Source organism: Niastella sp. sgz303648, from assembly GCF_059587045.1.
Map to the genome: position 1 here is coordinate 826,301 of NZ_JCAPSW010000002.1, position 24,541 is coordinate 850,841.

Here is a 24,541-nt window from a genome sequence, read left to right on the forward strand (position 1 = left end):
TGCAGATTTGTCCCGACTCAGTCGGGAGAAAATGCACATTTATGGCAGCCTGACATAGAACCTATACATTATCATCATTACCTGGTGCCTTTTTCTGTGCCCGAACCTTGCTGAAATATTCCTTTATCAGGGCAGTATATAGTTTGTTGCTTGTAACGTTTAGCCGTGCCTGCGCTTCCATTCTTAACTGCTCATCGGCCATAATTGTTTTGGCTTCGACATTAGCTTTCTCCATTGTTTCCTGATTTCGGCGTTGTTTGTCGCTGAATATACGGTTACTCAAATCGGGATACTTACATATCAATGTTTTATCACCGTATTGTCTGAATACGACTTGTTTGCCAAGCTGGCCCGAAACCATTTTAAGCAGAAAATTTTCACTGATTGCCATAAAAACTGTTTTACAGATAAAAAAAATAATAGCCAACCTTACTATAGGGTTGTGTTAAAGATATAATATTTCAGGGAATTATCAGGGTTAGATTAGGCTATTCTTAGGCTTTAAGCTAAATAAATACCCTGATAAAACCCTGAAAATACCCTAAGAAAACCCTAAGAAAGCAGAACTTTTATGAATTGTTCAGCCTATGCTTACGCTGCGGCCCGTTTTCCACATGCGTTAATAACTCTTCAAAAAAAGGGTTGCCGTCATTTGGCTATATTTGCCCGTTAAGGCGTTTTTGGTGTATGATTTGTAGATTGTGCCCCGATTTGGCAAATGGCAGGCGTAAAAGATTATATAAAAATTAGTCGTATGTGGCTGATTTATAGCAGATTAATGATTTGTGCGCCTTGCTGAACAGCGAATAAGGCGTACAAGTGAGTGACACAACGAAGCCAAATAGAGGTACAAAAGCCGGTTAAATAATAAAAAAAGGCATTTAATTCCGGCCTGCCTGTAAAGCGCTGAAACACAGAACTAAGTACTTTTAAAACACTGAACATAGAAGAATCCGTATAAACATGGCAAAGACAGAAAAAAACGACCTGTTTGATTATACCGAAGACTCCATTAAATCGCTCGACTGGCGTGAACACATCCGGCTGCGCCCGGGTATGTATATCGGTAAGCTGGGCGATGGTTCAAGTCCTGATGACGGTATTTATGTATTGATCAAGGAAGTGATAGATAACTGTATCGACGAGTATACCATGGGTTATGGTAAGCAGGTAGAGATTACTATTAATGAAAAATCGGTTACTATACGCGATTTTGGCCGTGGCATTCCCCTTGGTAAGGTGGTTGAAGTAGTAAGCCGTATTAACACGGGCGCCAAGTACGACAGTAAAGTGTTTCAGAAAAGCGTGGGTTTGAACGGGGTGGGTACCAAAGCGGTTAATGCCCTGAGTACGTACTTTAAAGTAACTGCTTTTCGTGAAGGCAGGGAAAAAACAGCCGAATTCGAACGTGGCGTGCTCATAAAAGAACATAAGGAAAATAAAACCAGCGAAAGCAACGGAACGCTGGTAACATTTATTCCCGACGAAACGGTATTCAAAAACTTTCACTTTATTCACGAATACCTCGACAGCCAGTTATGGAACTACTGTTATCTGAATGCAGGGCTGGTACTCAGCTTCAATGGTAAAAAATATGTAAGTAAAAACGGGTTGCTCGATCTGTTGCAGCGCAAAACCAATGAAGATGAATTGCGCTATCCCATCATTCACCTCAAAGGCGAAGACATTGAAGTGGCGCTTACCCACGAGAACCAATATGGTGAAGAATACTATTCATTCGTAAACGGACAGTATACTACCCAGGGTGGTACGCACCTCGCCGCTTTTCGCGAAGCCGTGGTAAAAACCCTGCGTGATTTTTATAAAAAAGATTATGATGCGGCCGATATACGCGCCAGCATTTGCGCCGCTGTTTCGGTACGCGTGCAGGAACCGGTTTTTGAATCGCAAACCAAAACCAAGCTGGGATCGCAGGTGGTGTACGAAGGCGGTCCATCGATGCGAAATTTCGTAGCCGATTTTCTGGCAAAAGAGCTCGATAACTACCTGCACCGGAATCCAACGGTGGCCGATTCGTTAAAAAAACGAATTGAACAAAGCGAACGCGAACGCAAGGAGCTGGCCGGTATTAAAAAGCTGGCCAATGAACGCGCCAAAAAAGCCAATCTGCATAACCGCAAGTTGCGCGACTGCCGTTTTCACCTGAACGATGAGCCTACAGGTCGTGATAAGGAAGCGGTTATTGAAAAGCAAAAAGACAGTACCATATTTATAACCGAGGGTGATTCGGCCAGCGGATCTATTACCAAATCGCGCAATGTTGAAACGCAGGCTGTATTTAGTTTGCGCGGTAAGCCGCTCAACTGCTTTTCGCTTACCAAAAAAGTAGTGTATGAAAACGAGGAGTTCAATCTGTTGCAGCATGCGCTGAATATTGAAGAAGGATACGAAGGACTGCGCTATAATAACATCGTTATCGCCACAGATGCCGATGTGGATGGAATGCACATTCGTTTGCTGATGATGACCTTCTTTTTACAGTTCTTCCCCGATCTGGTAAAGAACGGGCACGTATATATACTCGAAACGCCGTTGTTCCGTGTTCGTAACAAGCAGCAAACTATATACTGCTACGATGAAACTGAAAAACAGGCAGCCATAAAGAAGCTCACCGGTAAACCCGAGATCACGCGGTTTAAAGGATTGGGTGAAATATCGCCCGAAGAGTTTGCCCGATTTATTGGTCCCGAAATGCGCAAGCAGCCTGTGATCATAGAACAGGGCGACCATGTGCAGCAGTTGCTTGAATATTATATGGGCAAAAATACCCAGGAGCGGCAGGAGTTCATTATCGACAACCTGCGTGTTGAGCTTGATTTGGTAGAGGAAAGTGCGGAAGCAACAAAATAAAGAAATTGCAGAGAAACGATCATTTCGTTGGGTTCAACAAAATGATAAATTAAGAAAAACAGACCATTTTGTTGGTTTCAACAAAATGGCTGAAATGTAGAGTGGATAAGCGTTTGGATCATTTTGCTGATATCAGCAAAATGATAATAGTAGTAAGGTACAGACCATTTTGTTGGTTTCAACAAAATGGTTACAAGGACTTTTTTTAATAACGTGGAGCGGCTATAAAAGATTAGTGGTGCATGCTATATGAAAAAAGAGTTGATCAATGAATTGTTTCAAAAATTTGAACAAGCCTGTTATGAGTACAAAGAAGTAGAGTGCTGGAGTGCCAGGGAATTACAGTTTTTGTTTAACTATTCTGACTGGAGGAATTTCCTGAAAGTAATTGATAAGGCGAAAATGGGCTGTAAAAATGCAGGTGAGGCAATTACTGATCATTTCGTTGATATCACCGAAATGATCGATCTGGCTAAGGGAGCAAAACGGGAAATTGAAAATGTAGCTTTAACCAGATATGCCTGCTACCTGATTGCGCAGAACGGTGATTCTTCTAAACTTGAAATAGCATTTGCGCAAACTTATTTCGCAGTTCAAACCCGTAAGCAGGAGATCATTGAACAACGACTGCTTGATGTGGCGCGGGTGATGGCACGGGAAAAATTATCGAAGTCTGAAAAGAAATTATCTGGTATTATATATGAACGGGGTGTAGATAGCAAAGGTTTTGCAATGATTCGTTCAAGAGGTGACAAGGCTTTGTTTGGTGGTTTTTCAACCAATGATATGAAAAGAAAAATAGGGGTACCGGAGAATAGAGCATTGGCTGATTTTCTGCCAACACTTACTATAAAAGGAAAAGATTTTGCAACAGAATTAACCAGCCATAATGTAATTGAAAAAGATTTGAAGGGAGAAGGGGCTATTTCAGACGAACATGTTGAGAATAACCAGGCAGTGCGGAACATGTTATTGGAACGTGGCGTAAAACCTGAAGAATTGCCGGCTGTGGAAGATATAAACAAAACAAAAAGGCGTTTGGAAAAAGAAGAAAAGAATATTCTGACTGGTATTAAAAAATCAAACAGAAAAAATGATGAAGTTAAAAAAGTGAAAGGGGCAGGGAATAAATCACAAAAAAGAAATAAATAACAGCAACTTTACAATTCGCAGATAGAAAACAAATTAAAATGATTCATATTGTTTTTAACGAGCCCGATGTGAGTGTTTTACAAAAAGCCATTGAATTGGACGAAACACTGCAGGGTGATGTGATTCAGATTAAAGACGATTATGCCGTTGGACCAATAAAAGATATTTATACCACCGAAGGCATGGAAGCCCGCAAACAATGGTGGCGCGATGTGCTGGCCGGTGGCGACTATGATGGAAAGGTTGATACCGGCGAGGTAGATGATATGAAGACCGTCGTTGATATAATAGTGCGGCTGGCGCGTACTTCTGATGAGATCGTGTACATCTGGGCCGCCCAGAACAAACACGATGTAAGCGGCTACTATTGGCTCATGAGCCAGTTAAAAGATTTTCAGGGACGGTTGTACATTCTTTATCTGAACAACCTGCCTTTTATCAATGAAAAAGGATTGATCTTTTATCCCGAATGGTTAAGCCATATTCCGCCTAAGGAATTTTTAAAAGCAAAAAAACTGGCGCGTCCTATTACGCTGAGCGAATTTGAAGTTGACCCCGATGAATGGACCCGTTTACAGAATGAGGAAAAAGGGGTTCGGTTGCTCGAAGGCGGTAAAAAACTTACACAGCGGGAGTATGATTTTTATGATGAAGATCTGAAAAAGTACATTACCGCCGATTGGCAAAAAGCCAGTAAGATCATTCATAATTTTCTGAATAAGAATAAACAAACAACCGGCGATGCCTATGTATTGTGGCGTTTGAAACAAATGCTGGCCGCAGGGGAGTATGATATACAGGGCGAATTAAAAGGCATGAAAGATTTTGAGGTGAAAGGCAAATCGGCACAGGCTGCACCTGTAACTGAAGGATCACCACAATAGCTTTACTATGAAAAAAACGATCGCTCTCGAAGAAGCTGCGATGTTTGCGTTAAGCATCTTTCTTTTCAGTCAGCTATCTTTTGCATGGTGGTGGTATGTGCTGCTGATACTGGCGCCCGACCTGAGCATGCTGGGATATTTGGCAAATACACGCACCGGAGCAATGGTATATAACTTTTTTCATCATAAAGCAGTAGCTATTGCAGTATATATTGCCGGATATTATTTTCATAATGAAGTGTTGCAGCTAACCGGTATCATTTTGTTCGGACACTCAAGTATGGACCGTATGATGGGATATGGACTGAAATATCCGGATAGTTTTCAGAATACCCATTTGGGAGTGATAGGGAAGGAAATGAAGAATAAGAAATGAATAATGTGAAATGAAAAAATAACGAATAATAAATTTTAAATGTTGAAGTGGTTAAATGGGATAAGGAGTAGTGAAAACTGAGCAACAACCGCAAACAACAAACTACAAACCACAAACCAGCGATGGCAAAGAGCAAAGACAATAGTTTTTTACAACAACACAGCGAAACAGGGGTAAGCGGTCAGTATAAAACCTGGTTCCTCGATTACGCCTCGTATGTGATTCTTGAAAGAGCCGTACCTGCTGTTGAGGATGGATTGAAACCCGTACAACGACGCATTTTGTACGCTATGAAAGAAATGGATGATGGCCGCTTTAACAAGGTTGCAAACATCATCGGGCAAAGTATGCAGTACCATCCGCATGGCGACGCCAGCATTGGCGATGCGCTGGTAAACATGGGGCAAAAAGACCTGCTGATCGAAACCCAGGGAAACTGGGGCGATGTACGCACCGGTGACGATGCCGCAGCAGCCCGTTATATTGAAGCACGTTTAAGCCGCTTTGCGCTTGAAGTGGCCTTCAATGCCAAAACCACCGACTGGGCATTAAGCTACGACGGCCGTAAAAACGAACCCGTAACGCTGCCCATGAAATTTCCTTTGCTGCTGGCACATGGGGCCGAAGGCATTGCGGTGGGGCTTGCTACTAAAATTTTACCCCATAACTTTTGTGAACTGATTGAAGCATCGATAAAACACCTGCGCGGTAAGAAATTTGAGCTCTATCCCGATTTTCAGACCGCCGGTATGATTGATACAACCAATTACAACGAAGGCAAACGCGGTGGTAAAGTGCGCGTAAGAGCGCACATTGAAGAAGTAGACAAAAAAACACTGGCTATTCGCGACGTGCCTTATGGCGTTACTACTGCCCAGTTGATGGACTCAATTGTAAAAGCCAACGAGCAGGGAAAGATCAAGATCAAAAAAGTAACCGATAATACCGCTGCCGAAGTTGAAATTATTATTGAACTGGCCTCGGGTATTTCGCCTGATATTACCATCGATGCGTTGTATGCCTTTACCGATTGCGAAGTAAGCATTTCGCCCAACGCCTGTGTGATTGTAGATAAAAAACCTACTTTCATCAGCGTTCATGAGCTGTTGCGTATTTCGACCGAAAAAACAAAAGACCTGCTGAAACGCGAGCTCGAAATCAAGTTGGCCGAACTGCAGGAAAAATGGCATTATACTTCGCTTGAAAAAATATTCTTCGAAGAAAAGATTTATAAAGAGCTTGAGAAAAGATACGCCACCTGGGAAAAAGTGCTGGAGGCTATTGCTGAAGCCTTTAAGCCGTATCGCAAACAACTCAAACGCGATATTACCCGCGAAGATATTGTTAAACTAACCGAAAAGCCCGTACGCCGTATTTATCGACTCGATATCGACGAACTGAACGAGCAGATAAAAGGGCTTGAAAAAGAAATTAAGCAGGTAAAACACGACCTGGCCAACCTGGTTGATTTTGCCGTATCTTACTACGAAGGCCTGCTGCAACGCTATGGAAAAGGCCGCGAGCGCAAAACAGAAATTAAATTGTTTGAGGCCATTCAGGCAAAACAGGTGGCCATTGCCAATACCAAACTGTATGTGAACCGGGCCGATGGTTTTATAGGAAGCGGTTTAAAGAAGGATGAATTCGTAACCGATTGTTCTTCACTCGATGATATTATCGTATTTACCCGCTCCGGTAAAATGAAAGTGGTGAAAGTGGCTGAGAAGAATTTCATCGGAAAAGATATCATTCACGTTGCCATTTTTCAGAAAAATGATGAGCGTACTACGTATAATATGGTTTATGTAGACGCTAAAACGGGCGTTAGCTATGCAAAGCGGTTTAATGTAACAGGTATTACCCGCGATAAAGAATATGATCTTACAAAGGGATCCGAAAAAAGTAAAATCCATTATTTCTCGGCCAATTCCAATGGAGAAGCGGAAGTGGTACGGATTGTTCTTGACCCCAACAGTTCGGCAAGGAAAAAAGAGTTTGATTTTTATTTTGAAGAGCTCGAGATCAAGAGCCGTAACAGCATGGGCAACCAGGTTACCAAGTTTCGCATCAAAGCTGTTAAGTTTAAAGAGGCCGGCCGTTCAACTTTAGGTGGACGTAAAATTTGGTTCGACGACCAGTTTGGCCGTTTGAACTCCGATTCGAAAGGCGAATACCTGGGAAGTTTTCAACCCGATGATAAAATTCTCGTAGCTTATAAAGATGGTAATTACGAGATCACCGACCATGAGTCAACACAGAAGTTTGATATAGAAAAAGTAATAAAAATTGAAAAATTCAATCCCGAAAAAATACTAACGGCTATTTACCTCGATAACGATAAGCAACAGTTTAATGTAAAACGGTTCAAGATCGAAACCACTACACTGCGTAGCAAGTTCATGATGATAAAAGAAGGTGATGGCAATTACCTCGAAGCAGTGACCACGCATCCCGAACCCATTATACAAATCAAATCGGGCAGGGGCGCACAGGTTCGCACGCAAAAGATTAAAATCGCCGATTTTGTAGAAGTGATGGGCTGGAAGGCGGTAGGTAATAAACTGGCCGATTTTACAAAGAGTACCGAATTTGAGTGGGTGATGAAAGAGCAGGAAAAAGATCCCGAACAACCGGAATTGTTTTAACAACCCGCTTTTTTAATTAACTTTGCTTTATAAAGGCATAGGGAGTTGGCGATTCGTCGCCAAACTCCCTATTTTTTTGCCCGTAACTGTAACATCTAACTGTTGATGCTACTAATAATTCAGTTAAACATTAATCGCTATACCTAAACATTAACCCCAGATTATCATGAAACTGCAAATGCGCTTATCCCTGCCCTGGTTATGTATTGTAATTTGCTCTTATTTGATCACCGGCTGTTCAAAAGAAAAAAGTGTTGATACCACAACCTATGGCAATAACAATAATAGCAATAATAATGGTGGTAGCGGAGGCAACAATGGCAATAGCGGAACCGATACCTACCAGCCAATGACCAAAAACAGCTACTGGAAGTATAAAACAACAGGCTCATACGATCTTGAAAATACCACCACCAGTACCGGAACAAAGAAAACAGTAAACTCAATAGATTATACTATTTTCAATAGTGTTAACACAGGCCAGCCTGCAAGTGAAGCCTTATTTGGTATTAAAGACCATAATTATTATTCCTACGCCGAAGGTCAGTCGCCACAGGGCGCCGGCTTCAGCTTTAATATTTTATACCTGAACGATACAGCATCGGTTGGCTATACCTGGCAACATAATGCCGGGCAGGGCAACGGGTTTACGGCTTATACGCCCGGCTCCATTATCGAAAAGGGATTGTCGATGGCAGTAGAGGGCAAAAATTATAATGATGTTATTCATTCCCGCGTTGAACTGCAGTACGACATGCCCGGTTTTGGTATTCTTTCATACATTACCTACGACTTTTATGTGGCAAAGAATATAGGTATTATAAAAACTATTTCCACAGGCGATCCGCTGATTATGCCTGGGTTTTTAACCACTACCAATCTTACCGATTATTCAATTAAATAAAGCCTGATCACCTTTCGGGGGGTGAACCCGGATGCAAGAATAGGAGGACTGAAAAAAATTGAGGGGCCTTTGCGGGCCCCTCTTGCATAAATTCTGTAAAATAAGATGATACATTAACCCATCCGCTAATGTCGCGATATTCGTTTCCTTATTCGCACGGTAGCATTTTGTGTGTAGCTGCTTGACAAAAATACTTCGAAGCGGGTAATGCCGTCGGTAACCACCATCAGAGCGGTATTTGGCGGAATTTTACCCAGGTTTTCTGCAAACAGACTTATTTCATTAACATCCTTACTGTTATCGAGCGTAAGATAGATGTTCAATGCCCGGGCGGTAAGCTCCTGGTGGGAGAGCACTGGTTTTCCGTTCAAAAAAACGGTAACCGTATCGCCGTCGATTTCGCCATTGTCGTACAAACTTACACGAACCGAATCGCTGCCAACTTCAAGGTCTTTTGTATATACTATTTTTCTTCTGGTAAATTTTGCTATCAGATTGCGCTCGCTGTATTCCTCAATGGCGCTGTCGCTGATTTTGGTTGGAACGATGCCTGTAACAGTTCCGCCGGTGACTTTGGTAGCAGTAGGAGTGGGGCCTGCATTCACTACAACATCTTCACGTTGCGGCATCCAGAACTTTTTACCAACGATGCTGCTGCTTAGCATACTGTCGAGGTTTTTGGTAGCCACATCCAGGGTAAAATTAACCCGCATTTCGGGGCAGGTGTATTTATATTTGTCGATGGTTTGAAACGATCCGTTCATGGAGCTTTTAACCTGACTTACCCGCAACAGTCCTTCAAAGTTCATAAGGCATTCTGCTCCGTTTTGGGTATTGCGCGACTGATAGAACAGCATGGGTAAATTTTTAATATTTACCGATCTGGTATCCTTGTCGTAGGTTCCCCGTACAAAAAAGCTTTGGTAGGTATCTTTAAAGTAATAGCCGAAAACACCTTCAACTTCGCTACCCTTTTGTTTCAATACCAATTCGGTGAGATAGTTATTATATACTCCCTGTACTATAACGTCGGCCTTGCCATACCACGAACCGGAAATTGATTGGGAAATAACAAACTGCCCGGTTATAAGGAAAAAGAGGACGAAGATAATTCGTAACATATGTTAATTTAAATAGAAAAAATCAAGCCAGTTAATAAATGAAATTCCTGATACGAGCTGAAACCGTTAATAGTATGCATATTATATATAGCAACTTAACGTATTTTCTGTACGGTGTAGTGGCTTGTGTTCTGTTCTGAGCGGGGTGTTTTTCTAACGGATATTGATAGAATGGATACGAATCAAGGGTTATTTGTGTTTCAGGATAAGTGATGTTATCCACAAAAATATATTGCAGTTTTCAAATCTCAGAGTAATTGGAAGCCTCTGTGGAAAATAAATTTTCAATACGGGTAGTTGCGTAGGTAAACTGGTAGAAATCAGTCGAAACTGCGTATTTATACTAATGTTCTTATGCACAACCCCGAAATCTGAAGTCCGAAGTCGGAGGTCTGAAGTCGGAGGTCTGAAGTCCGAAGTCTGAAGTCTGAAGTATGGTTTCTGCACCAGGGGTTCTTCTGACTTCCGATTTCTGACTTCTGACTTCATTATTTCAAATATCGCTTCAATTCCCGATCCGAATCACGCTGTTTAATCGTTTCGCGCTTATCGTATTGCTTTTTACCTTTCCCCAGGCCGATTTCCATTTTAACCAGCCCCTTTTCACTGAAGAACATACGCAGGGGTACGATTGAAAATCCCTTTTCTTTTATTTTGGTCTCCAGCTTTCGCAGCTCCCGTTTTTGTAAAAGCAGTTTCCGTTCGCGCAAAGGATCGTGGTTATTAACCGTGCCATGCGAATACTCGGCGATATGCAGACTTTTGATCCATAGCTCGCCCTTATGAAAATAACAATAGCTGTCGTTAAAACTGGCCCGGCCATCCCGCAGTGATTTTACCTCGGTTCCGACCAATACCATACCCGCATCGTATTTGTCTTCGATGAAATAATCGTGATAAGCCGAGCGGTTCCTGATCTCTGACATAATTCTTTAGTAATACCCGAAGTCTGAAGTCCGAAGCCGGAGGTCAGAAGTCAGCGGTAAGAAGTTTGAAAATTAAGGTTCTTCCGACATCTGATTTCTGACATCAGTCTTCAGTTTTTAAATAACGAAAGCACCGTGGCCAGCCTGTCTTTTAATTCTTTACGGGGAACAATGAAATCGAGAAATCCGTGTTCCAGTAAAAATTCGCTTCGCTGAAAGCCTTCGGGCAAATCTTTTTTAATGGTTTCTTTGATAACCCGCGGACCCGCAAAGCCGATCAAAGCGCCGGGTTCGGCAATATTCAAATCGCCCAACATTCCAAAGGAGGCCGAAATACCGCCAAAAGATGGGTCGGTTAACAAAGAGATATAAGGAATTTTTGCATCTGTTAACTGTGTTAGCTTGCCCGATACTTTGGCCAGCTGCATCAGTGAAAAGGCGCTTTCCATCATACGGGCGCCGCCTGATTTACATATGATCATAAGCGGAATATGTTCGGCCAGGCAAACGTCGATGGCGCGTGCAATACGTTCGCCCATCACACTGCCCAGCGATCCGCCGATGAATTCAAAATCCATACAGGCCACCATCAGCCCCAGTCCTTTTACGGTTCCTTTTCCGATGCGAACCGAGTCGGTAATATCAGTCTTCGACCAGTTCTCCTCGAGCCTTTTGGCATATGATTTCAGATCGGTAAAACCCAAAAAGTCTTTGGAACGTATATTTTCGCCTAATACTTCGAATTTATTGTCGTCGAAAATAATTTCAAAATATTCAGCGCTTCCGATACGGTGGTGGTGGGTGCATTTCGGACAAACAAACAGGTTTTCCCTGAGTTCGGTCATGGTGCATATATAGCCACACTCCGGACATTTGCTCCATAATCCTTCCGGAGTTTCTTTTTTTTCTGCAGTACTGGTAAGGATGCCTTTCTTAATGCGTTTGAACCAGCTTCTTCTGGCCTCTTCTCCCTGGCCTTCTTCACCAGCTAAGTTGGCTTCGAAATCCTCTTCCTGTTTCATTGAGTAGTTTTAAAGCGGCTAAGATAGCGATTTTAGCATAATGAGCTATTCTGATAGTGATAAGTCCTTCAAATCGAATAATCTCTAAATAAACGGATTGAATTAAAGAATTATTTTGAAAATCTGTTGCTGATTGATATCAGGTCGAACTTTTAAGGAAAATTTTAACAGGACGTTGGTTTTTAACCTTGCTGCTATAAATTTGCGCAAAATTTATTGCAACCTTCAGTGATAAATAATAAGCTCTTTGGTAATATAACCTATCTTATGCAGGTCTTCTTTATACTTCCTGAATAGTATAATAATACCTGGTGCCCTAAAATTTATTTCACGGAAATCGTCCGTCGCAGGTTTTCATTATGTAAAAGGGCAATGAAAATTATGCACGGGCAAGATCACTGTTTGCCGGCAGGCAGGCGGTGTGGCTTTTAAAAAGCAATTAATTCTTTTTCGCATGAAATGGTCTGAGTTCTTCACGTCTTCGGTAGGTAAAAAGTTAGTAATGGCTTTTACAGGAATATTCCTCATTATCTTTCTGATAGTGCATGTGGGAATAAACGCCTGTATTTTTGCCGATGTATTAGATGATAGCGACAACGGCGAAATTTTTAATTTGGCCGCCCATTTCATGGGGGCGCATTATGTAATACGTATTGCAGAAGTAGGCCTCTTCATCGGATTTATCATTCACATTGTACAGGGCTTTGCATTGGAATTCCAAAACCGGGCACGCCGCAAAACCGGTTACCAGGTTAGCATGGGCAGCGAAGGAAGCGCCTGGTATAAAAAGTCGATGGGCCTGCTGGGAACCCTCATCTTTTTGTTCCTCATCATGCACATTTCTCACTTCTGGGTGCCTTCGCGCATTACTACCGACACGTTACAGGAAGTTACCTATAATAACAGTTCGATTCTTGTTCATAACGTATACGCCAAAATGATCGATGTGTTTCAAAACCCGGTGATCGTTATATTATATATTATAGGATGTATTTCTCTCGCATGGCATTTGTTGCATGGCTTTCAAAGTGCCTTCAGAACAGTTGGCGTGCATAACAAAAAATATATTGCATTGGCTAAAGGGGCCGGCGTTGCTTTTTCAATTATAGTTCCTTTGCTGTTCGCCCTGATGCCTATCAGCATGTATTTCGGTTGGGTGAATATGAATTAATTTGAAAATTGAAAATGGCATTGCCGATTTGCCGATTCATCCCGACTTTGTTGGGACCGAAAATAATTAACTAAAAACAAGAACTTCAGATATGCTTAATTCAAAAATTCCTGCAGGACCGTTAGATCAGAAGTGGACTGAATATAAGGGGCATTGCAAGCTGGTAAACCCGGCCAATAAACGCAAGCTCGAAGTGATTATCGTGGGAACTGGTCTTGCTGGTGCATCAGCGGCTGCATCGTTGGGTGAACTGGGATATAAAGTAAAAGCGTTTTGTTTCCAGGATTCACCACGCCGTGCGCACTCTATTGCCGCACAGGGAGGAATTAATGCTGCAAAAAATTATCAGAACGACGGTGACTCGGTTTTCCGTTTGTTTTACGATACTGTAAAAGGGGGCGACTATCGTGCCCGCGAAGGTAACGTACATCGCCTGGCCGAAGTAAGCGCAAATATCATTGACCAGTGCGTGGCGCAGGGTGTTCCCTTTGCCCGCGAATACGGCGGTTTGCTCAGCAACCGTTCTTTTGGTGGTACACAGGTGCAACGTACGTTTTATGCAGCCGGCCAAACTGGTCAGCAGTTGCTTATCGGTGCTTATCAGGCGCTTGAAAGACAGGTTGCACTGGGCAATGTGACCATGTATGCCCGCCACGAGATGCTGGATATTGTATTGGTTAAGGATGAAAAAAGTGGTCAGGAAAAATGCCGTGGTATTATTGTTCGTAACCTCATCACCGGTGAACTGGAACGTCACTTCGGACATGCCGTGTTGTTATGTTCAGGTGGTTATGGCAACGTATTCTATTTAAGTACAAACGCCATGGGTAGCAACGTAACCGCTGCCTGGAAAGCCCACCGCAAAGGAGCCTATTTTGGCAATCCCTGCTTTACACAAATACATCCTACCTGTATACCGGTGAGCGGTGATCATCAGTCGAAATTAACGCTGATGTCTGAATCGCTTCGTAACGACGGCCGCATTTGGGTGCCGAAAAAACAGGGCGATAACCGCCGTCCGAACGAAATACCCGAAGAAGAAAGAGATTATTATCTCGAAAGAAGATACCCCGCGTTTGGTAACCTCGTTCCGCGCGACGTAGCCAGCCGCGCTGCCAAAGAGCGCTGCGATGCAGGATATGGTGTAGGGTCATCTAAACAAGCCGTTTACCTTGATTACGCTAATGCAATTGATCGTTATGGTAAAATAGAATGTGGTAAGCTGGGCATCGACAACCCTTCAAAAGAAGTTATTCGCAAACACGGCGTTGATGTAGTAAAGGAAAAATACGGTAACCTGTTCGATATGTATGAAAAGATTACCGGTGAAAACCCCTATGAAGTGCCGATGCGTATTTATCCGGCCGTGCACTATACTATGGGTGGCTTGTGGGTTGATTATGAACTGATGACCACCGTTCCCGGATTATATTCCCTGGGCGAGGCCAACTTCAGCGATCACGGCGCCAACCGCCTCGGTGCTTCGGCATTGATGCAGGGACTGGCCGATGGTTACTTTGTAATTCCTTATACCATGGGTAACTACCTGGCCGATGAAATTGCCACCAAAGCTATTTCGTTAGATCATCAGGCATTTGTAGAAACAGAGAAAGCCGTGAGCGATCGTATTGAGAAGCTCATGAGCATTAAAGGAACGCAATCAGTAGAAAGCTTTCATAAACGCCTCGGAAAGATCATGTGGGATAAATGCGGTATGGCGCGTAATGCCGAAGGTTTGCAACAGGCAATTACCGAAATACAGCAACTGAAAAAAGAATTCTGGAGCGATTTGCGTATACCCGGCAGCATTAATGAAATGAATCCCGAGCTGGATAAAGCAAACCGTGTTGCCGACTTTATTGAACTGGGCGAACTGATGTGTAAAGATGCATTGAATCGCAATGAAAGCTGTGGCGGTCACTTCCGTGAAGAATCGCAAACAGATGAAGGCGAAGCACAGCGTGATGATAGCAAATACAGTTATGTTGCTGCCTGGGAATTCAAAGGCGAAAGCGACTGGCAGTTACACAAAGAAGAGCTGACATTTGAAGTAGCGAAGCCAACGCAAAGAAGTTATAAGTAATTTTTATAATTTGAAAATTTGAAAATGTGGTAATTTGAAAATGATATTTCGATTACTCACATTAATTTTCAAATTATGAGAAATGATAAGGGAAATGTTATTGTAGACAAAACAATAGAATTTTCTCTGTCGGTTATAAAATATTGTGAAGCTCTTGAACAGGATCGGAAATATGTGATAGCAAAACAATTGTTGCGTTCTGCTACCTCAATAGGTGCAAATGTATTTGAAGCCCAGAACGGGGAAAGCAAGTCAGATTTCATTCATAAAATGAAAATTGCAGCTAAAGAGGCCAGTGAAACTTTGTATTGGTTGATATTGTGCGAGAAGAGTGAAAGCTATCAGTTTAATCCTAAGCTAAGAAGTGATTTAGATGAGATAATTAGAATTTTATCAAAAATTATTTCAACTGCAAAGGGACGTATTCCCGGATTTGTTTGGATGCTGATCTATACATTTTCAAATTTTCAAATTTTCAAATTCTCAAATTCTCAAATTAACACATTAATAATGGAGCATTATACAATGAATCTTACGCTGAAGGTCTGGAGACAAAAGAGCTGTAAGGATAAAGGCAGTTTTGAGACTTATCAGGTAAGTGATATTTCCTCTGAAATGTCTTTTTTGGAAATGATCGATGTGCTGAATGAGCGACTGATAAAAGAAGGGAAAGACCCTATTGCGTTTGATCACGACTGCCGCGAAGGTATTTGCGGTGCATGCTCCATGTACATCAATGGCCGTCCGCATGGTCCCTGGCATGCCAATACTACCTGCCAGTTGCACATGCGTGCGTACAAAGATGGCGATACCATTGTTGTAGAACCCTGGCGCGCCAATTCATTCCCTGTTATAAAGGATTTAGTGGTTGATCGCAGTGCTTTCGACCGCATCATTCAGGCCGGTGGATTTATTTCTGTAAATACCGGTAACCCGGTTGATGCCAATGCCATTCCGGTTGAAAAAGAAAAGGCCGATGCTGCCTTTGCTGCTGCTGCCTGTATCGGTTGCGGCGCTTGCGTAGCGGCCTGTAAAAACAGTTCGGCCATGTTGTTCCTGTCGGCTAAAGTATCGCACCTGGCATTATTGCCACAGGGCGAACCCGAAAAGAAAACACGTGTATTGAACATGGTGCAGCAAATGGATAAAGAAGGATTTGGTTCCTGCACATTTACCGAGGCATGCGAAGCGGTTTGTCCGAAAGAAATTTCTGTTACCAACATCTCCCGTCTCAATAAAGAATATCTGATTGCCGGTTTAACGGAAGAGAAGTAGTTTATTAGTTTATAAAGTTCACAGGTTTATAAGTTGACAGGTTACCCCTTCAATTTATAAACCTGTTTTCGTTTTTACCTGTCAACTTCGTCAACTTGTTAACCGATTAACTTTTTTACTTTTCAACTGATCAACTTTTCAACTGATCAACTTGTCAACTTATTAACTTTTCAACGTATATTAAACTGAAATTAAACCTACATTATGGCCGCCAAAGAATCCGAAGCTACGCAGTTGCCACGTGCGCCGGGAGCCGCAGGTTGAATGATAAGTATAGGCAGTAGGCAGTAGTGAATAGGCTGCAGACTTGCTACGCGAACTGCCCATTGCCTATTGCCCACTGCCCACTTGAAACACAGCAATTCAGAAAAAACTTAGCAACTAACATCCATGGAATATAAAGTACCATCCGGAACACGCATTGGTCATGTGCATTTAAAAGTCTCAGACCTTGATAAAGCGCTGGAATTTTATCACGGCCTGTTGGGCTTTGAAATCATGCAACGATATGGCACACAGGCGGTGTTTATTTCAGCCGGTGGCTATCATCACCACATAGGCTTAAATACCTGGTACAGCAAAAATGCACCGTCGGCTCCGCAGCGGTCATGCGGATTATTTCATACAGCCATTTTGTATCCAACCCGCAGAGATCTGGCAATATTGGTTAAACGGCTGATCGATGCGCGTTATCCGCTAACCGGCACCGCCGACCATGGCGTATCGGAAGCTATATATTTAAACGACCCCGACGGCAATGGCGTTGAATTGTACTGGGACCGTCCGCGCGAACAATGGCCGATTGATGCCGATGGCAACCTGCAAATGGTAACCGAACCGCTCAACCTGAACGATTTATTAAATCTTATATAGGAAAAGCGTACTGATTCCGATTTATCTTACTATATTTTGACCGTAAACGCCTCCCGAATGTAACCAAACTAATTGGGCAACCGGTTAAGCCCGCCATGTAGTATGCCGCAAAAAGATATCTATTTAAAAGGGATCCTGTTCCTGGTCGTATTGCTTATATTTTATCCCGTTTGCTTTACTGATTATGTTTATACCGATGAAATAACACAGTTGTGGCATTACCGGCCGGGCGCCGATTTTTTAATGTATGGCGTACAGGGCCGGTGGATACCTGAGCTGGTGCTTTCGCGTTTATATGCCGCCATTAATACCGTTCATGAAATTACCTACATACGAATAATCGCTTTGCTGGCCTGGTTTATATGCATACCGGTTTGGTATACGGTTATTAAACGGATCGTAGCCAACAACCCAGGCTATCAGTATCTTCCTTTTTTTACCTGCTTATACCTGGTCACCAGTTTGCCTTTTGCGGTAAGTGTACAATGGGCCACCTGTATGGAATTATCACTGGGCAATACGGCCGGCTTATTGTCGGGCGCTGTATTGTATTTTAATATCAGGGATAAAGAAAAGTTAATGGCCGTTCCGGTGGTTGGGGCATTGGTAGCAACGGGGTGGGGGCAGCTTTCGTTATTCACCTATCAAAGCTGTTTCGGTTGTTTCTTAATTCCCTTCGCGCTACATTATGTAAGTGCTTATACAATTAAGAAGGAGCTGGTTGTTGCCAAAGGGCTGGCATTTTACTTTTTAATGTATGCTGTATATTTTGTATTGTTTAAGCTAACATTAAAGCTGAATCATATTGGCAACGATCCGCGGGCCGATATACATATAAACTTGTTCAATAAATTGCTGTTCTTTTTGTGGCAACCGCTCAAAAGAGCATTCTGGTTTAATGTGGTGGTGAGCAATGATAACAAAATGGGCCTGGTTGCTTATATAATGCTATTCACAGGCTGGATGGTACTGGCATTTGTTCGTTTTGGAAAGGCGAACGGGAAAAAAGCAATAGGATACATTGCTGTTGTACTGTTGATACTTTTGATTGCCTACCTGCCTTCGCTGGTAGTAAAGGAAAATTATTCTTCGAACAGAACCCTTCAGGCAATTGATGTTTGCGTATTTGTGGTTTGTGCCGAAATGGTGCTGCATCTCGTAAAAAATGTACAGGTTCGAAAAATTACAGGCATTGCCCTGGCACTTATATTAACCCTATTGGGCTGGTACAATTTCAACAAACAGTTTTTACAACCTGTGCATGACGAATATATTGCAGTAAGTGATTTTATAAAGCAGCATTATAATAAAAACATTAAAACCGTTTATTTTATACAACCGGCCGAAGATGCATTCCGGAGTAAATATCATATTCAATCGTCTATGGATGAATTTGGCGTGCCGTCGACATTTCCGAAGTGGGTGCCCGAAGACATCACCCGGCAAATGATATATGAAAAAACGGGCAACAGACAAGTGGCAGCCGGGCTGTTGATCAAATTCTGGCCCAACATGCATAGTTTTACTGCTTCGGGCGAAGCGATCACTGAAAATACTTTATTGGTTAATGTTCCCGAACTGATTACAGGGAAATAATGGGCTTCAATATATTTAGTATGCAAAGGAGAGACATTATTCTATTGGGGATTTTATTTGCTGTAGCGATACTGATCTTCTATCCGCTTTTTTATACCGATTACCTGTTTATGGATGAAGCCCTTCAGATATGGGGCTATAAATCGGATCCCAAATTTTATATGCTGATAGATGAAGGCCGGTGGCTGACAGAAGTACTGGAAAAATGGCTGTTTAAAACATTTGTAAATACTATTCACGATATAAATCTGTTGCGTGTATTTTCTTTAGCCGGCTGGCTTGCCTGTTTGCCTGTATGGTATATGGTTTTAAAACAACAGGTGGCCAAAGCGACCGGGTATGCGTACCTGCCGTTTTTTTCGTGCCTGTACCTGATAACCAGTTTGCCTTTTGCGGTAAGTGTACAATGGGCTACCTGCTTACAGTTCTTTATTGCCGATACAGCCTCGTTGGTGGCAGGCGCTATTATTCTAAACAGCATCCGGATCAATGAAGGTAAATTCCGCATTCCGGTTGTTGCAACCATTATAACGTTGCTGCTGGGCATTATGGCGCTTTTCTTATACCAGGGATCGTTTGCCTGTTTCCTGATCCCTTTTCTGGTAAATTTTATCAATCCCTATACAACCAAAAAGAACACGGTACTGATAACCGGCCTGGTGTATTACTTTTTTGTTTGCGGTGTTTATTTTGTGGTGTATAAACTAAGTTTCAGCTTTTTGAATGTTCCCGCCGATCCCCGTAACTCACTTTACTTTGACCCTATAGGAAAATTAAAATGGTTTCTGGCGCGCCCGCTCGAAAGAAGCTTCCGGTTCACCATACTAACTAATGAAGACAGTACCATTTCGAAAGTGTATTACCCCATGATGCTGGCCGCCTGGGTAGTATTGGCGTTTGTGCGGTTTGGTAAGGCTCACCGGCCTGATGCCGTGAAATACCTCGCAGGCACCGGGTTTATATTTCTGGTTTCTTATTTACCCGCGTTGCTTATACAGGAAAGTTTTGCTTCGAACAGGACTCTGTTTGCTTTGAATATTTGTGTGTTTGTGGTTATGCTTGAAATGGCGTTGTTTTTTATCAGGAACCGGTTGTTGTTACAGATATCAGGCATTGCCATCGCTATTGTATTTGTAGTAAGCGCCCGGTATAATTTTCAAACTGCCTTTCTGAAGCCTGTGCATGAAGAAACCGTTGCTCTTAAAAATTATTTTCAGCAGCACTATCACAGTAATATCAAAACCATTTTGTTTATACGCCCGGCCGAAGAGTTTATGTCGCAAAAGTATCACGTGCCCAAATCGATGGACGAGTTTGGTGTTCCTTCGAGTTGCTGGGAATGGGTGCCTGACCCATTTGTACGGCAAATGGTTTATGAAGCAACCGGTGACCGCGAACTGGCCAAACAGGTGATTGTTAAATACTGGCCAAATTTCCAGAGTTTTCAGCGATCGGGCGAGGTGGTAAATAGCAATACTTTACTGGTAAATGTTGAGGCTATTATGCAATGAATGTTCTAAACCATTATTAACCATAGGGGTACAAAGGCCTGCAAAAAGCCGGTTTTTTCGATATTTTGGGTGAAATCACATACCATTTCAACCCACAATTTGTTGTACCTTTGCCGCCTCAAAATTTTTGCGCACGTATGATTACAGTGAATAATGTGACCCTATCATTTGGAAAACGGGTATTATTTGATGAAGTAAACCTGTCCTTCAGCAAAGGCAATTGCTATGGCGTTATCGGCGCCAATGGGGCAGGGAAATCGACTTTCTTAAAAATATTATCCGGTGAAATTGAGCCCAATAAGGGAACTGTAGATATTACGCCCGGCGAACGCATGGCCGTATTGAAACAGGACCACTTTGAGTTTGACGAATGCACCGTACTGAATACAGTGCTGATGGGCCACAAAAAGCTGTGGGAAGTAATGCATGAACGCGATGCCATTTATGCCAAAGCCGATTTTACCGAAGAAGACGGCATCCGTGCCGGTGAGCTCGAAGGCGAGTTCGGCGAAATGGGTGGCTATACGGCCGAAAGCGATGCGGCCAGTTTGCTGAGCGAACTGGGTGTAAAGGAAGAATTGCAATCATTGCTGATGAAAGATATCAGTGGCGCCCTGAAAGTGCGTGTTCTGCTGGCGCAGGCCATTTTTGGCAACCCCGATATTCTGATCCTCGATGAGCCTACCAACAACCTCGACGTGGTAACCATTAGCTGGCTCGAGAACTTCCTGGCTGATTATGAAAGCATTGTAATTGTAGTATCGCACGACCGTCACTTTCTGGATGCCGTTTGTACCCACGTGGCCGATGTTGACCGCCAGAAAATAAAAATATACACCGGTAACTATACCTTCTGGTACGAGAGCAGCCAGTTGGCAGCCCGCCAACAGAGCGACAAGAATAAGAAGACAGAAGAAAAGCGTAAAGACCTCATGGAATTCATTGCCCGCTTCAGCGCCAATGCTTCCAAATCGAAACAGGCCACTTCGCGTAAGAAAGCCCTTGAAAAACTGGTTATTGAAGATATTGCGCCTTCAAACCGTAAATACCCGGGCATTATCTTTAAACAACAGCGTGAAGTGGGTAACCAGATCCTGAACGTTGAAAAATTATCAAAATCAATAGACGGAAGGCCGTTGTTCAGCAACATCAGCTTTACTGTAAACAAAGGCGATAAAATTGCCATTGTAGCCGATGACCATATGGCCATTACCGCTTTCTTTGAAATTATCAATGGCGAAGCGGCAGCCGATGGCGGTAAATATGAATGGGGCGGCACTGTTACCAAAGCCTATTTGCCGAACGATAACTCAAAATTTTTTACAGGCAACTATAACCTGATGGACTGGCTGCGCCAGTATGTACCATCACATGTAACCGATGTTGATGAACCGTTTTTGCGTGGATTTTTAGGCAAGATGTTATTCACCGGCGATGAGATCATGAAAAAAACATCGGTACTCAGCGGAGGTGAAAAAGTGCGTTGCATGGTCAGCCGTATGATGCTGCAGGACCCTAACATGGTAATACTTGATGAGCCTACCAACCACCTCGATCTGGAATCAATTCAGTCGTTCAACGAAAGCATGACCAACTTTACAGGTATTGTAATGCTTTCATCGCACGACCATACATTCATGCAAACAGTTGCCAACCGCATCATTGAGCTTACACCTAACGGGGCCGTAGATAAGCTGATGAGTTTTGATGAATACATCGAAAAAAAGCAGGCTAATAAATTGCAACTGGTATAACGCCGTTGTAAATGATTTATATATGTAAGCCGTGCCACGGTTCCAAAGTGTGGCACGGCTTTTATTTTTTAAAGTACCAGGGGCATTAATACTTATATTTGAAATTGTACTTTTAATTTGAATCAGATATGAGTTCATACGGCTGGGATAATTTCTGGAAGGATCAGCGACAATCGTTTTTGGCTGCCATGAAAATCGCAACCGGTTTTTTCGCCGCACAGATACAAAAGCGATTTCAGCTAAATGCAACTCATGCCATTCTCGATTACGGCTGTGGTCCCGGTTTTGTAGCCGATACGCTGGCCAAACAAAATATATCTGTTACAGGCGCCGATATCAATGAATTTTATATAGAGAAATGCAGCGAAAATCATCCCGGCTCAACGTTTATTCATATCACCACAGATATATTAGTAAATAAAAAGATACTCGATGAGCTATTAGAGAATACAAAATTCGATTACATTATTATTTTAAGTGTAGCCCAATATTTTAAAAGCACCGCCGAACTGCAGTCGCTGATCGGTATGCTTCGCACATACATGGCCGAAAACGGAAAGATCATTTTAGCCGATATCATTGATGAAAATACATCTTCCGTTAAAGATGCCTTATCAATACTGTTCCATTATATTAAAATAGGCAAGGTGCCAACTTTTGTACGGTTTATGTTGTTCCTGATGTTCTCCGATTACAGAAAAGTTTCGGGAAAGATGCCATTGCTGATGATACCCGAACAGGCTATCAGTGAAATTTCGGCAAGCAATTCACTGCGGTATGAAAAAGTAAATGGACTTACCATTCAGAAAACCCGTTGCAGTTACGTGTTGAGTAAATAACCCCGGATGGAAAATAATATCGAAAAAACAGAATTTTGGGAATCGGCATTTGTCGAAAAGCAGGAAATGTGGGGCTTCGAACCATCTAATGCTGCGATATTGACAAAGGATTTTTTTGTGCAGCAATCCGTAAAAAATATCCTGATACCCGGAATCGGTTACGGACGGAACGCGCAGATTTTTAAAGACAACGGAATAGCCGTAACAGGAATTGAGATATCGAAAACTGCCATTGAAATGGCTGGTAAGCATTACGGAACAGATATGATCATCTATCATGGTTCTGTAACTGATATGCCATTTGATACGTGCCAATATGATGGGATATTTTGCTATGCTTTAATCCATTTACTGAACAGCAGCGAAAGGGAGAAACTCATTCGTGATTGCTATCAGCAACTGAGTGAAAATGGTTACATGGTTTTTACAGTCATTTCTAAACGGGCTCAAACCTATGGTCAGGGCAAATTCGTTAGTAAGGACCGTTATGAAATGTTTGGGGGTGTTAAAATGTTTTTTTATGATAGAGAGTCGATCCACGCAGAGTTTGACAAAGCCGGATTATTTGAGATCATGGAGATTAATGAGAATTATCCATTCTATTTAATTAAATGTAGAAAAGGACTCACCGCCCCAGCCGGTAATTCAATCCCAGTTGAGCACCTATAGCATAGCTGCCCAGATTGAATTGCATAAAACCGGTATAATGCTTATATGTTCGAAAAAAAGTTCCCGACATATAGGCTGATTTAAAGTTGCCTGGTTCACGATGTCGGTCGTACAGCGTTACATTGTGAGTAAACCATATAAAGGCAAGCTTTAATCCGGCTGAACCATATTTGTCATACAACACCATTTCCGTATTTATCCCCATGGAAAGATTGTTCCTGAAACGGCTGTTGAGGTTGGCTGCTGTATCGGGTAATTTATTCCTGAACGACAGATAACTGCCAAATTCCTGTTGCCAGGCTGCTTCAAAACCTATAAAGCGCCACTCGCTTTTGGGAAAAGGAGCTACAAAGTTAAAACCGCCCGATGCGCCCCATCCGCCAAAAAATTTGCTGCCTGCCATAGTATTGATCAGTGAATCGTTCATATTATAGTTATATACATTGCCCTGTGAGTTAGACTTGGTTACCTGGTATGATCCAAGCGAACCGGTAAGCCCATAATATCCCTGAAAGTGCCGGGTTGAATGGCTTCGATATATAGAACCATGAAAAACAAACGCCCCATCGCGGTACTGGTCGTTTACACCGGTTGCACTTAGGATGCCGGTGGCATATATGGCACTGTGTGAACTATCGGTTTGCAGCGGAATGGTTTTATAGCCCGAAGTATTGGCCTGAAAAGGGCTTTGGAAATAAGCGTATCTCGTACAACTGCTCAATAAAAAGATTAAAAAGGGCAGCCAGATCAGGTATGGATATTTTTTCATGCAGGTTTTGGTTAAATGCGATAAAAGTAGTGTTTTGGCGCAAATTTGCCAGGCCATTACACGGCTGTCAGACAAGCTGTTTTTCGAATTCGTTGCAGGT

Annotated in this window: 20 protein-coding genes; 15 read left to right on the top strand and 5 right to left on the bottom strand. The window is 42.5% G+C overall.

Annotated elements, in window-relative coordinates:
• Nucleotides 1–61: 61 nt before the first annotated feature.
• Nucleotides 62–391 (bottom strand): hypothetical protein, encoded by a 330-nt coding sequence (locus AC59IL_RS07870; protein WP_496551556.1) that lies wholly within the window; start codon nt 389–391, stop codon nt 62–64.
• Between the two features lie 572 nt (nt 392–963).
• Between AC59IL_RS07870 and AC59IL_RS07875 the strand changes: the two genes are divergently transcribed.
• From AC59IL_RS07875 to AC59IL_RS07900, 6 genes are all read left to right on the top strand, one after another.
• Nucleotides 964–2,871 (top strand): DNA topoisomerase IV subunit B, encoded by a 1,908-nt coding sequence (locus AC59IL_RS07875; RefSeq protein WP_496551557.1) that lies wholly within the window; start codon nt 964–966, stop codon nt 2,869–2,871.
• Nucleotides 2,872–3,120: 249 nt separating this feature from the next.
• Nucleotides 3,121–4,023, top strand: a complete 903-nt coding sequence (gene dinD, locus AC59IL_RS07880) for a DNA damage-inducible protein D (protein WP_496551558.1) — start codon at nt 3,121–3,123, stop codon at nt 4,021–4,023.
• Nucleotides 4,024–4,061: 38 nt separating this feature from the next.
• Nucleotides 4,062–4,907 (top strand): DUF1835 domain-containing protein, encoded by an 846-nt coding sequence (locus AC59IL_RS07885; RefSeq protein WP_496551559.1) that lies wholly within the window; start codon nt 4,062–4,064, stop codon nt 4,905–4,907.
• Nucleotides 4,908–4,914: 7 nt separating this feature from the next.
• Nucleotides 4,915–5,283 carry a DUF4260 domain-containing protein gene (locus AC59IL_RS07890; RefSeq protein WP_496551560.1) on the top strand — a complete coding sequence of 123 codons (369 nt, stop codon included), beginning with the start codon at nt 4,915–4,917 and terminating at the stop codon, nt 5,281–5,283.
• Between the two features lie 122 nt (nt 5,284–5,405).
• Nucleotides 5,406–7,928, top strand: coding sequence for a DNA gyrase/topoisomerase IV subunit A (locus tag AC59IL_RS07895; RefSeq protein ID WP_496551561.1), 2,523 nt, complete (start codon nt 5,406–5,408; stop codon nt 7,926–7,928).
• A gap of 166 nt (nt 7,929–8,094) precedes the next feature.
• Complete coding sequence (locus tag AC59IL_RS07900; protein ID WP_496551562.1) at nt 8,095–8,832, top strand: hypothetical protein; 738 nt, start codon at nt 8,095–8,097, stop codon at nt 8,830–8,832.
• 125 nt (nt 8,833–8,957) lie between these two features.
• Here the strand turns inward: AC59IL_RS07900 and AC59IL_RS07905 are convergent, their stop codons facing one another.
• The 3 genes from AC59IL_RS07905 to accD all read right to left on the bottom strand — a co-directional run bounded on the left by AC59IL_RS07905 (nt 8,958) and on the right by accD (nt 11,901).
• Complete coding sequence (locus AC59IL_RS07905) at nt 8,958–9,953, bottom strand: hypothetical protein (protein ID WP_496551563.1); 996 nt, start codon at nt 9,951–9,953, stop codon at nt 8,958–8,960.
• 488 nt (nt 9,954–10,441) lie between these two features.
• Entirely contained in the window at nt 10,442–10,879 is a 438-nt protein-coding gene (gene smpB / locus AC59IL_RS07910; RefSeq protein ID WP_496551564.1) for an SsrA-binding protein SmpB, read from the bottom strand.
• A 110-nt stretch (nt 10,880–10,989) separates the two neighbouring features.
• Nucleotides 10,990–11,901 (bottom strand): acetyl-CoA carboxylase, carboxyltransferase subunit beta, encoded by a 912-nt coding sequence (gene accD, locus AC59IL_RS07915; protein WP_496551565.1) that lies wholly within the window; start codon nt 11,899–11,901, stop codon nt 10,990–10,992.
• A gap of 454 nt (nt 11,902–12,355) precedes the next feature.
• Here accD and AC59IL_RS07920 point away from each other — a divergent pair, with 454 nt between their 5' ends.
• The 9 genes from AC59IL_RS07920 to AC59IL_RS07960 all read left to right on the top strand — a co-directional run bounded on the left by AC59IL_RS07920 (nt 12,356) and on the right by AC59IL_RS07960 (nt 23,672).
• On the top strand, nt 12,356–13,072 hold the full coding sequence (locus tag AC59IL_RS07920; protein WP_496551566.1) for a succinate dehydrogenase cytochrome b subunit: 717 nt from the start codon (nt 12,356–12,358) through the stop codon (nt 13,070–13,072).
• A gap of 91 nt (nt 13,073–13,163) precedes the next feature.
• Nucleotides 13,164–15,155, top strand: coding sequence for a fumarate reductase/succinate dehydrogenase flavoprotein subunit (locus tag AC59IL_RS07925; protein ID WP_496551567.1), 1,992 nt, complete (start codon nt 13,164–13,166; stop codon nt 15,153–15,155).
• Between the two features lie 75 nt (nt 15,156–15,230).
• Nucleotides 15,231–16,430, top strand: coding sequence for a succinate dehydrogenase/fumarate reductase iron-sulfur subunit (locus AC59IL_RS07930; RefSeq protein ID WP_496551568.1), 1,200 nt, complete (start codon nt 15,231–15,233; stop codon nt 16,428–16,430).
• Between the two features lie 390 nt (nt 16,431–16,820).
• A complete protein-coding gene (locus tag AC59IL_RS07935; RefSeq protein WP_496551569.1) occupies nt 16,821–17,303 on the top strand; it encodes a VOC family protein in 483 nt (160 codons plus the stop codon).
• A 102-nt stretch (nt 17,304–17,405) separates the two neighbouring features.
• The gene (locus AC59IL_RS07940; protein WP_496551570.1) at nt 17,406–18,899 is read left to right on the top strand and encodes a hypothetical protein; all 1,494 of its coding nucleotides are present in this window, start codon (nt 17,406–17,408) and stop codon (nt 18,897–18,899) included.
• Between the two features lie 20 nt (nt 18,900–18,919).
• Nucleotides 18,920–20,410, top strand: a complete 1,491-nt coding sequence (locus AC59IL_RS07945) for a hypothetical protein (protein ID WP_496551571.1) — start codon at nt 18,920–18,922, stop codon at nt 20,408–20,410.
• 137 nt (nt 20,411–20,547) lie between these two features.
• Nucleotides 20,548–22,164 carry an ABC-F family ATP-binding cassette domain-containing protein gene (locus tag AC59IL_RS07950; RefSeq protein WP_496551572.1) on the top strand — a complete coding sequence of 539 codons (1,617 nt, stop codon included), beginning with the start codon at nt 20,548–20,550 and terminating at the stop codon, nt 22,162–22,164.
• 128 nt (nt 22,165–22,292) lie between these two features.
• Nucleotides 22,293–23,003: a class I SAM-dependent methyltransferase gene (locus AC59IL_RS07955; RefSeq protein ID WP_496551573.1), complete on the top strand. Its 711-nt coding sequence runs from the start codon at nt 22,293–22,295 to the stop codon at nt 23,001–23,003.
• Between the two features lie 6 nt (nt 23,004–23,009).
• Nucleotides 23,010–23,672 carry a class I SAM-dependent methyltransferase gene (locus AC59IL_RS07960; protein WP_496551574.1) on the top strand — a complete coding sequence of 221 codons (663 nt, stop codon included), beginning with the start codon at nt 23,010–23,012 and terminating at the stop codon, nt 23,670–23,672.
• Here AC59IL_RS07960 and AC59IL_RS07965 read toward each other — a convergent pair.
• Nucleotides 23,629–24,441: a hypothetical protein gene (locus tag AC59IL_RS07965; RefSeq protein WP_496551575.1), complete on the bottom strand. Its 813-nt coding sequence runs from the start codon at nt 24,439–24,441 to the stop codon at nt 23,629–23,631. The two genes, AC59IL_RS07960 and AC59IL_RS07965, sit on opposite strands and share 44 nt — an antisense overlap.
• Nucleotides 24,442–24,541: the final 100 nt, after the last annotated feature.

Bases quoted from the DNA above. Each gene is read 5' to 3' on its own strand.
- AC59IL_RS07870 (WP_496551556.1), bottom strand. From the start codon at position 391: ATGGCAATCAGTGAAAATTTTCTGCTTAAAATGGTTTCGGGCCAGCTT.
- AC59IL_RS07875 (WP_496551557.1), top strand. From the start codon at position 964: ATGGCAAAGACAGAAAAAAACGACCTGTTTGATTATACCGAAGACTCC.
- dinD (WP_496551558.1), top strand. From the start codon at position 3,121: ATGAAAAAAGAGTTGATCAATGAATTGTTTCAAAAATTTGAACAAGCC.
- AC59IL_RS07885 (WP_496551559.1), top strand. From the start codon at position 4,062: ATGATTCATATTGTTTTTAACGAGCCCGATGTGAGTGTTTTACAAAAA.
- AC59IL_RS07890 (WP_496551560.1), top strand. From the start codon at position 4,915: ATGAAAAAAACGATCGCTCTCGAAGAAGCTGCGATGTTTGCGTTAAGC.
- AC59IL_RS07895 (WP_496551561.1), top strand. From the start codon at position 5,406: ATGGCAAAGAGCAAAGACAATAGTTTTTTACAACAACACAGCGAAACA.
- AC59IL_RS07900 (WP_496551562.1), top strand. From the start codon at position 8,095: ATGAAACTGCAAATGCGCTTATCCCTGCCCTGGTTATGTATTGTAATT.
- AC59IL_RS07905 (WP_496551563.1), bottom strand. From the start codon at position 9,953: ATGTTACGAATTATCTTCGTCCTCTTTTTCCTTATAACCGGGCAGTTT.
- smpB (WP_496551564.1), bottom strand. From the start codon at position 10,879: ATGTCAGAGATCAGGAACCGCTCGGCTTATCACGATTATTTCATCGAA.
- accD (WP_496551565.1), bottom strand. From the start codon at position 11,901: ATGAAACAGGAAGAGGATTTCGAAGCCAACTTAGCTGGTGAAGAAGGC.
- AC59IL_RS07920 (WP_496551566.1), top strand. From the start codon at position 12,356: ATGAAATGGTCTGAGTTCTTCACGTCTTCGGTAGGTAAAAAGTTAGTA.
- AC59IL_RS07925 (WP_496551567.1), top strand. From the start codon at position 13,164: ATGCTTAATTCAAAAATTCCTGCAGGACCGTTAGATCAGAAGTGGACT.
- AC59IL_RS07930 (WP_496551568.1), top strand. From the start codon at position 15,231: ATGAGAAATGATAAGGGAAATGTTATTGTAGACAAAACAATAGAATTT.
- AC59IL_RS07935 (WP_496551569.1), top strand. From the start codon at position 16,821: ATGGAATATAAAGTACCATCCGGAACACGCATTGGTCATGTGCATTTA.
- AC59IL_RS07940 (WP_496551570.1), top strand. From the start codon at position 17,406: ATGCCGCAAAAAGATATCTATTTAAAAGGGATCCTGTTCCTGGTCGTA.
- AC59IL_RS07945 (WP_496551571.1), top strand. From the start codon at position 18,920: ATGCAAAGGAGAGACATTATTCTATTGGGGATTTTATTTGCTGTAGCG.
- AC59IL_RS07950 (WP_496551572.1), top strand. From the start codon at position 20,548: ATGATTACAGTGAATAATGTGACCCTATCATTTGGAAAACGGGTATTA.
- AC59IL_RS07955 (WP_496551573.1), top strand. From the start codon at position 22,293: ATGAGTTCATACGGCTGGGATAATTTCTGGAAGGATCAGCGACAATCG.
- AC59IL_RS07960 (WP_496551574.1), top strand. From the start codon at position 23,010: ATGGAAAATAATATCGAAAAAACAGAATTTTGGGAATCGGCATTTGTC.
- AC59IL_RS07965 (WP_496551575.1), bottom strand. From the start codon at position 24,441: ATGAAAAAATATCCATACCTGATCTGGCTGCCCTTTTTAATCTTTTTA.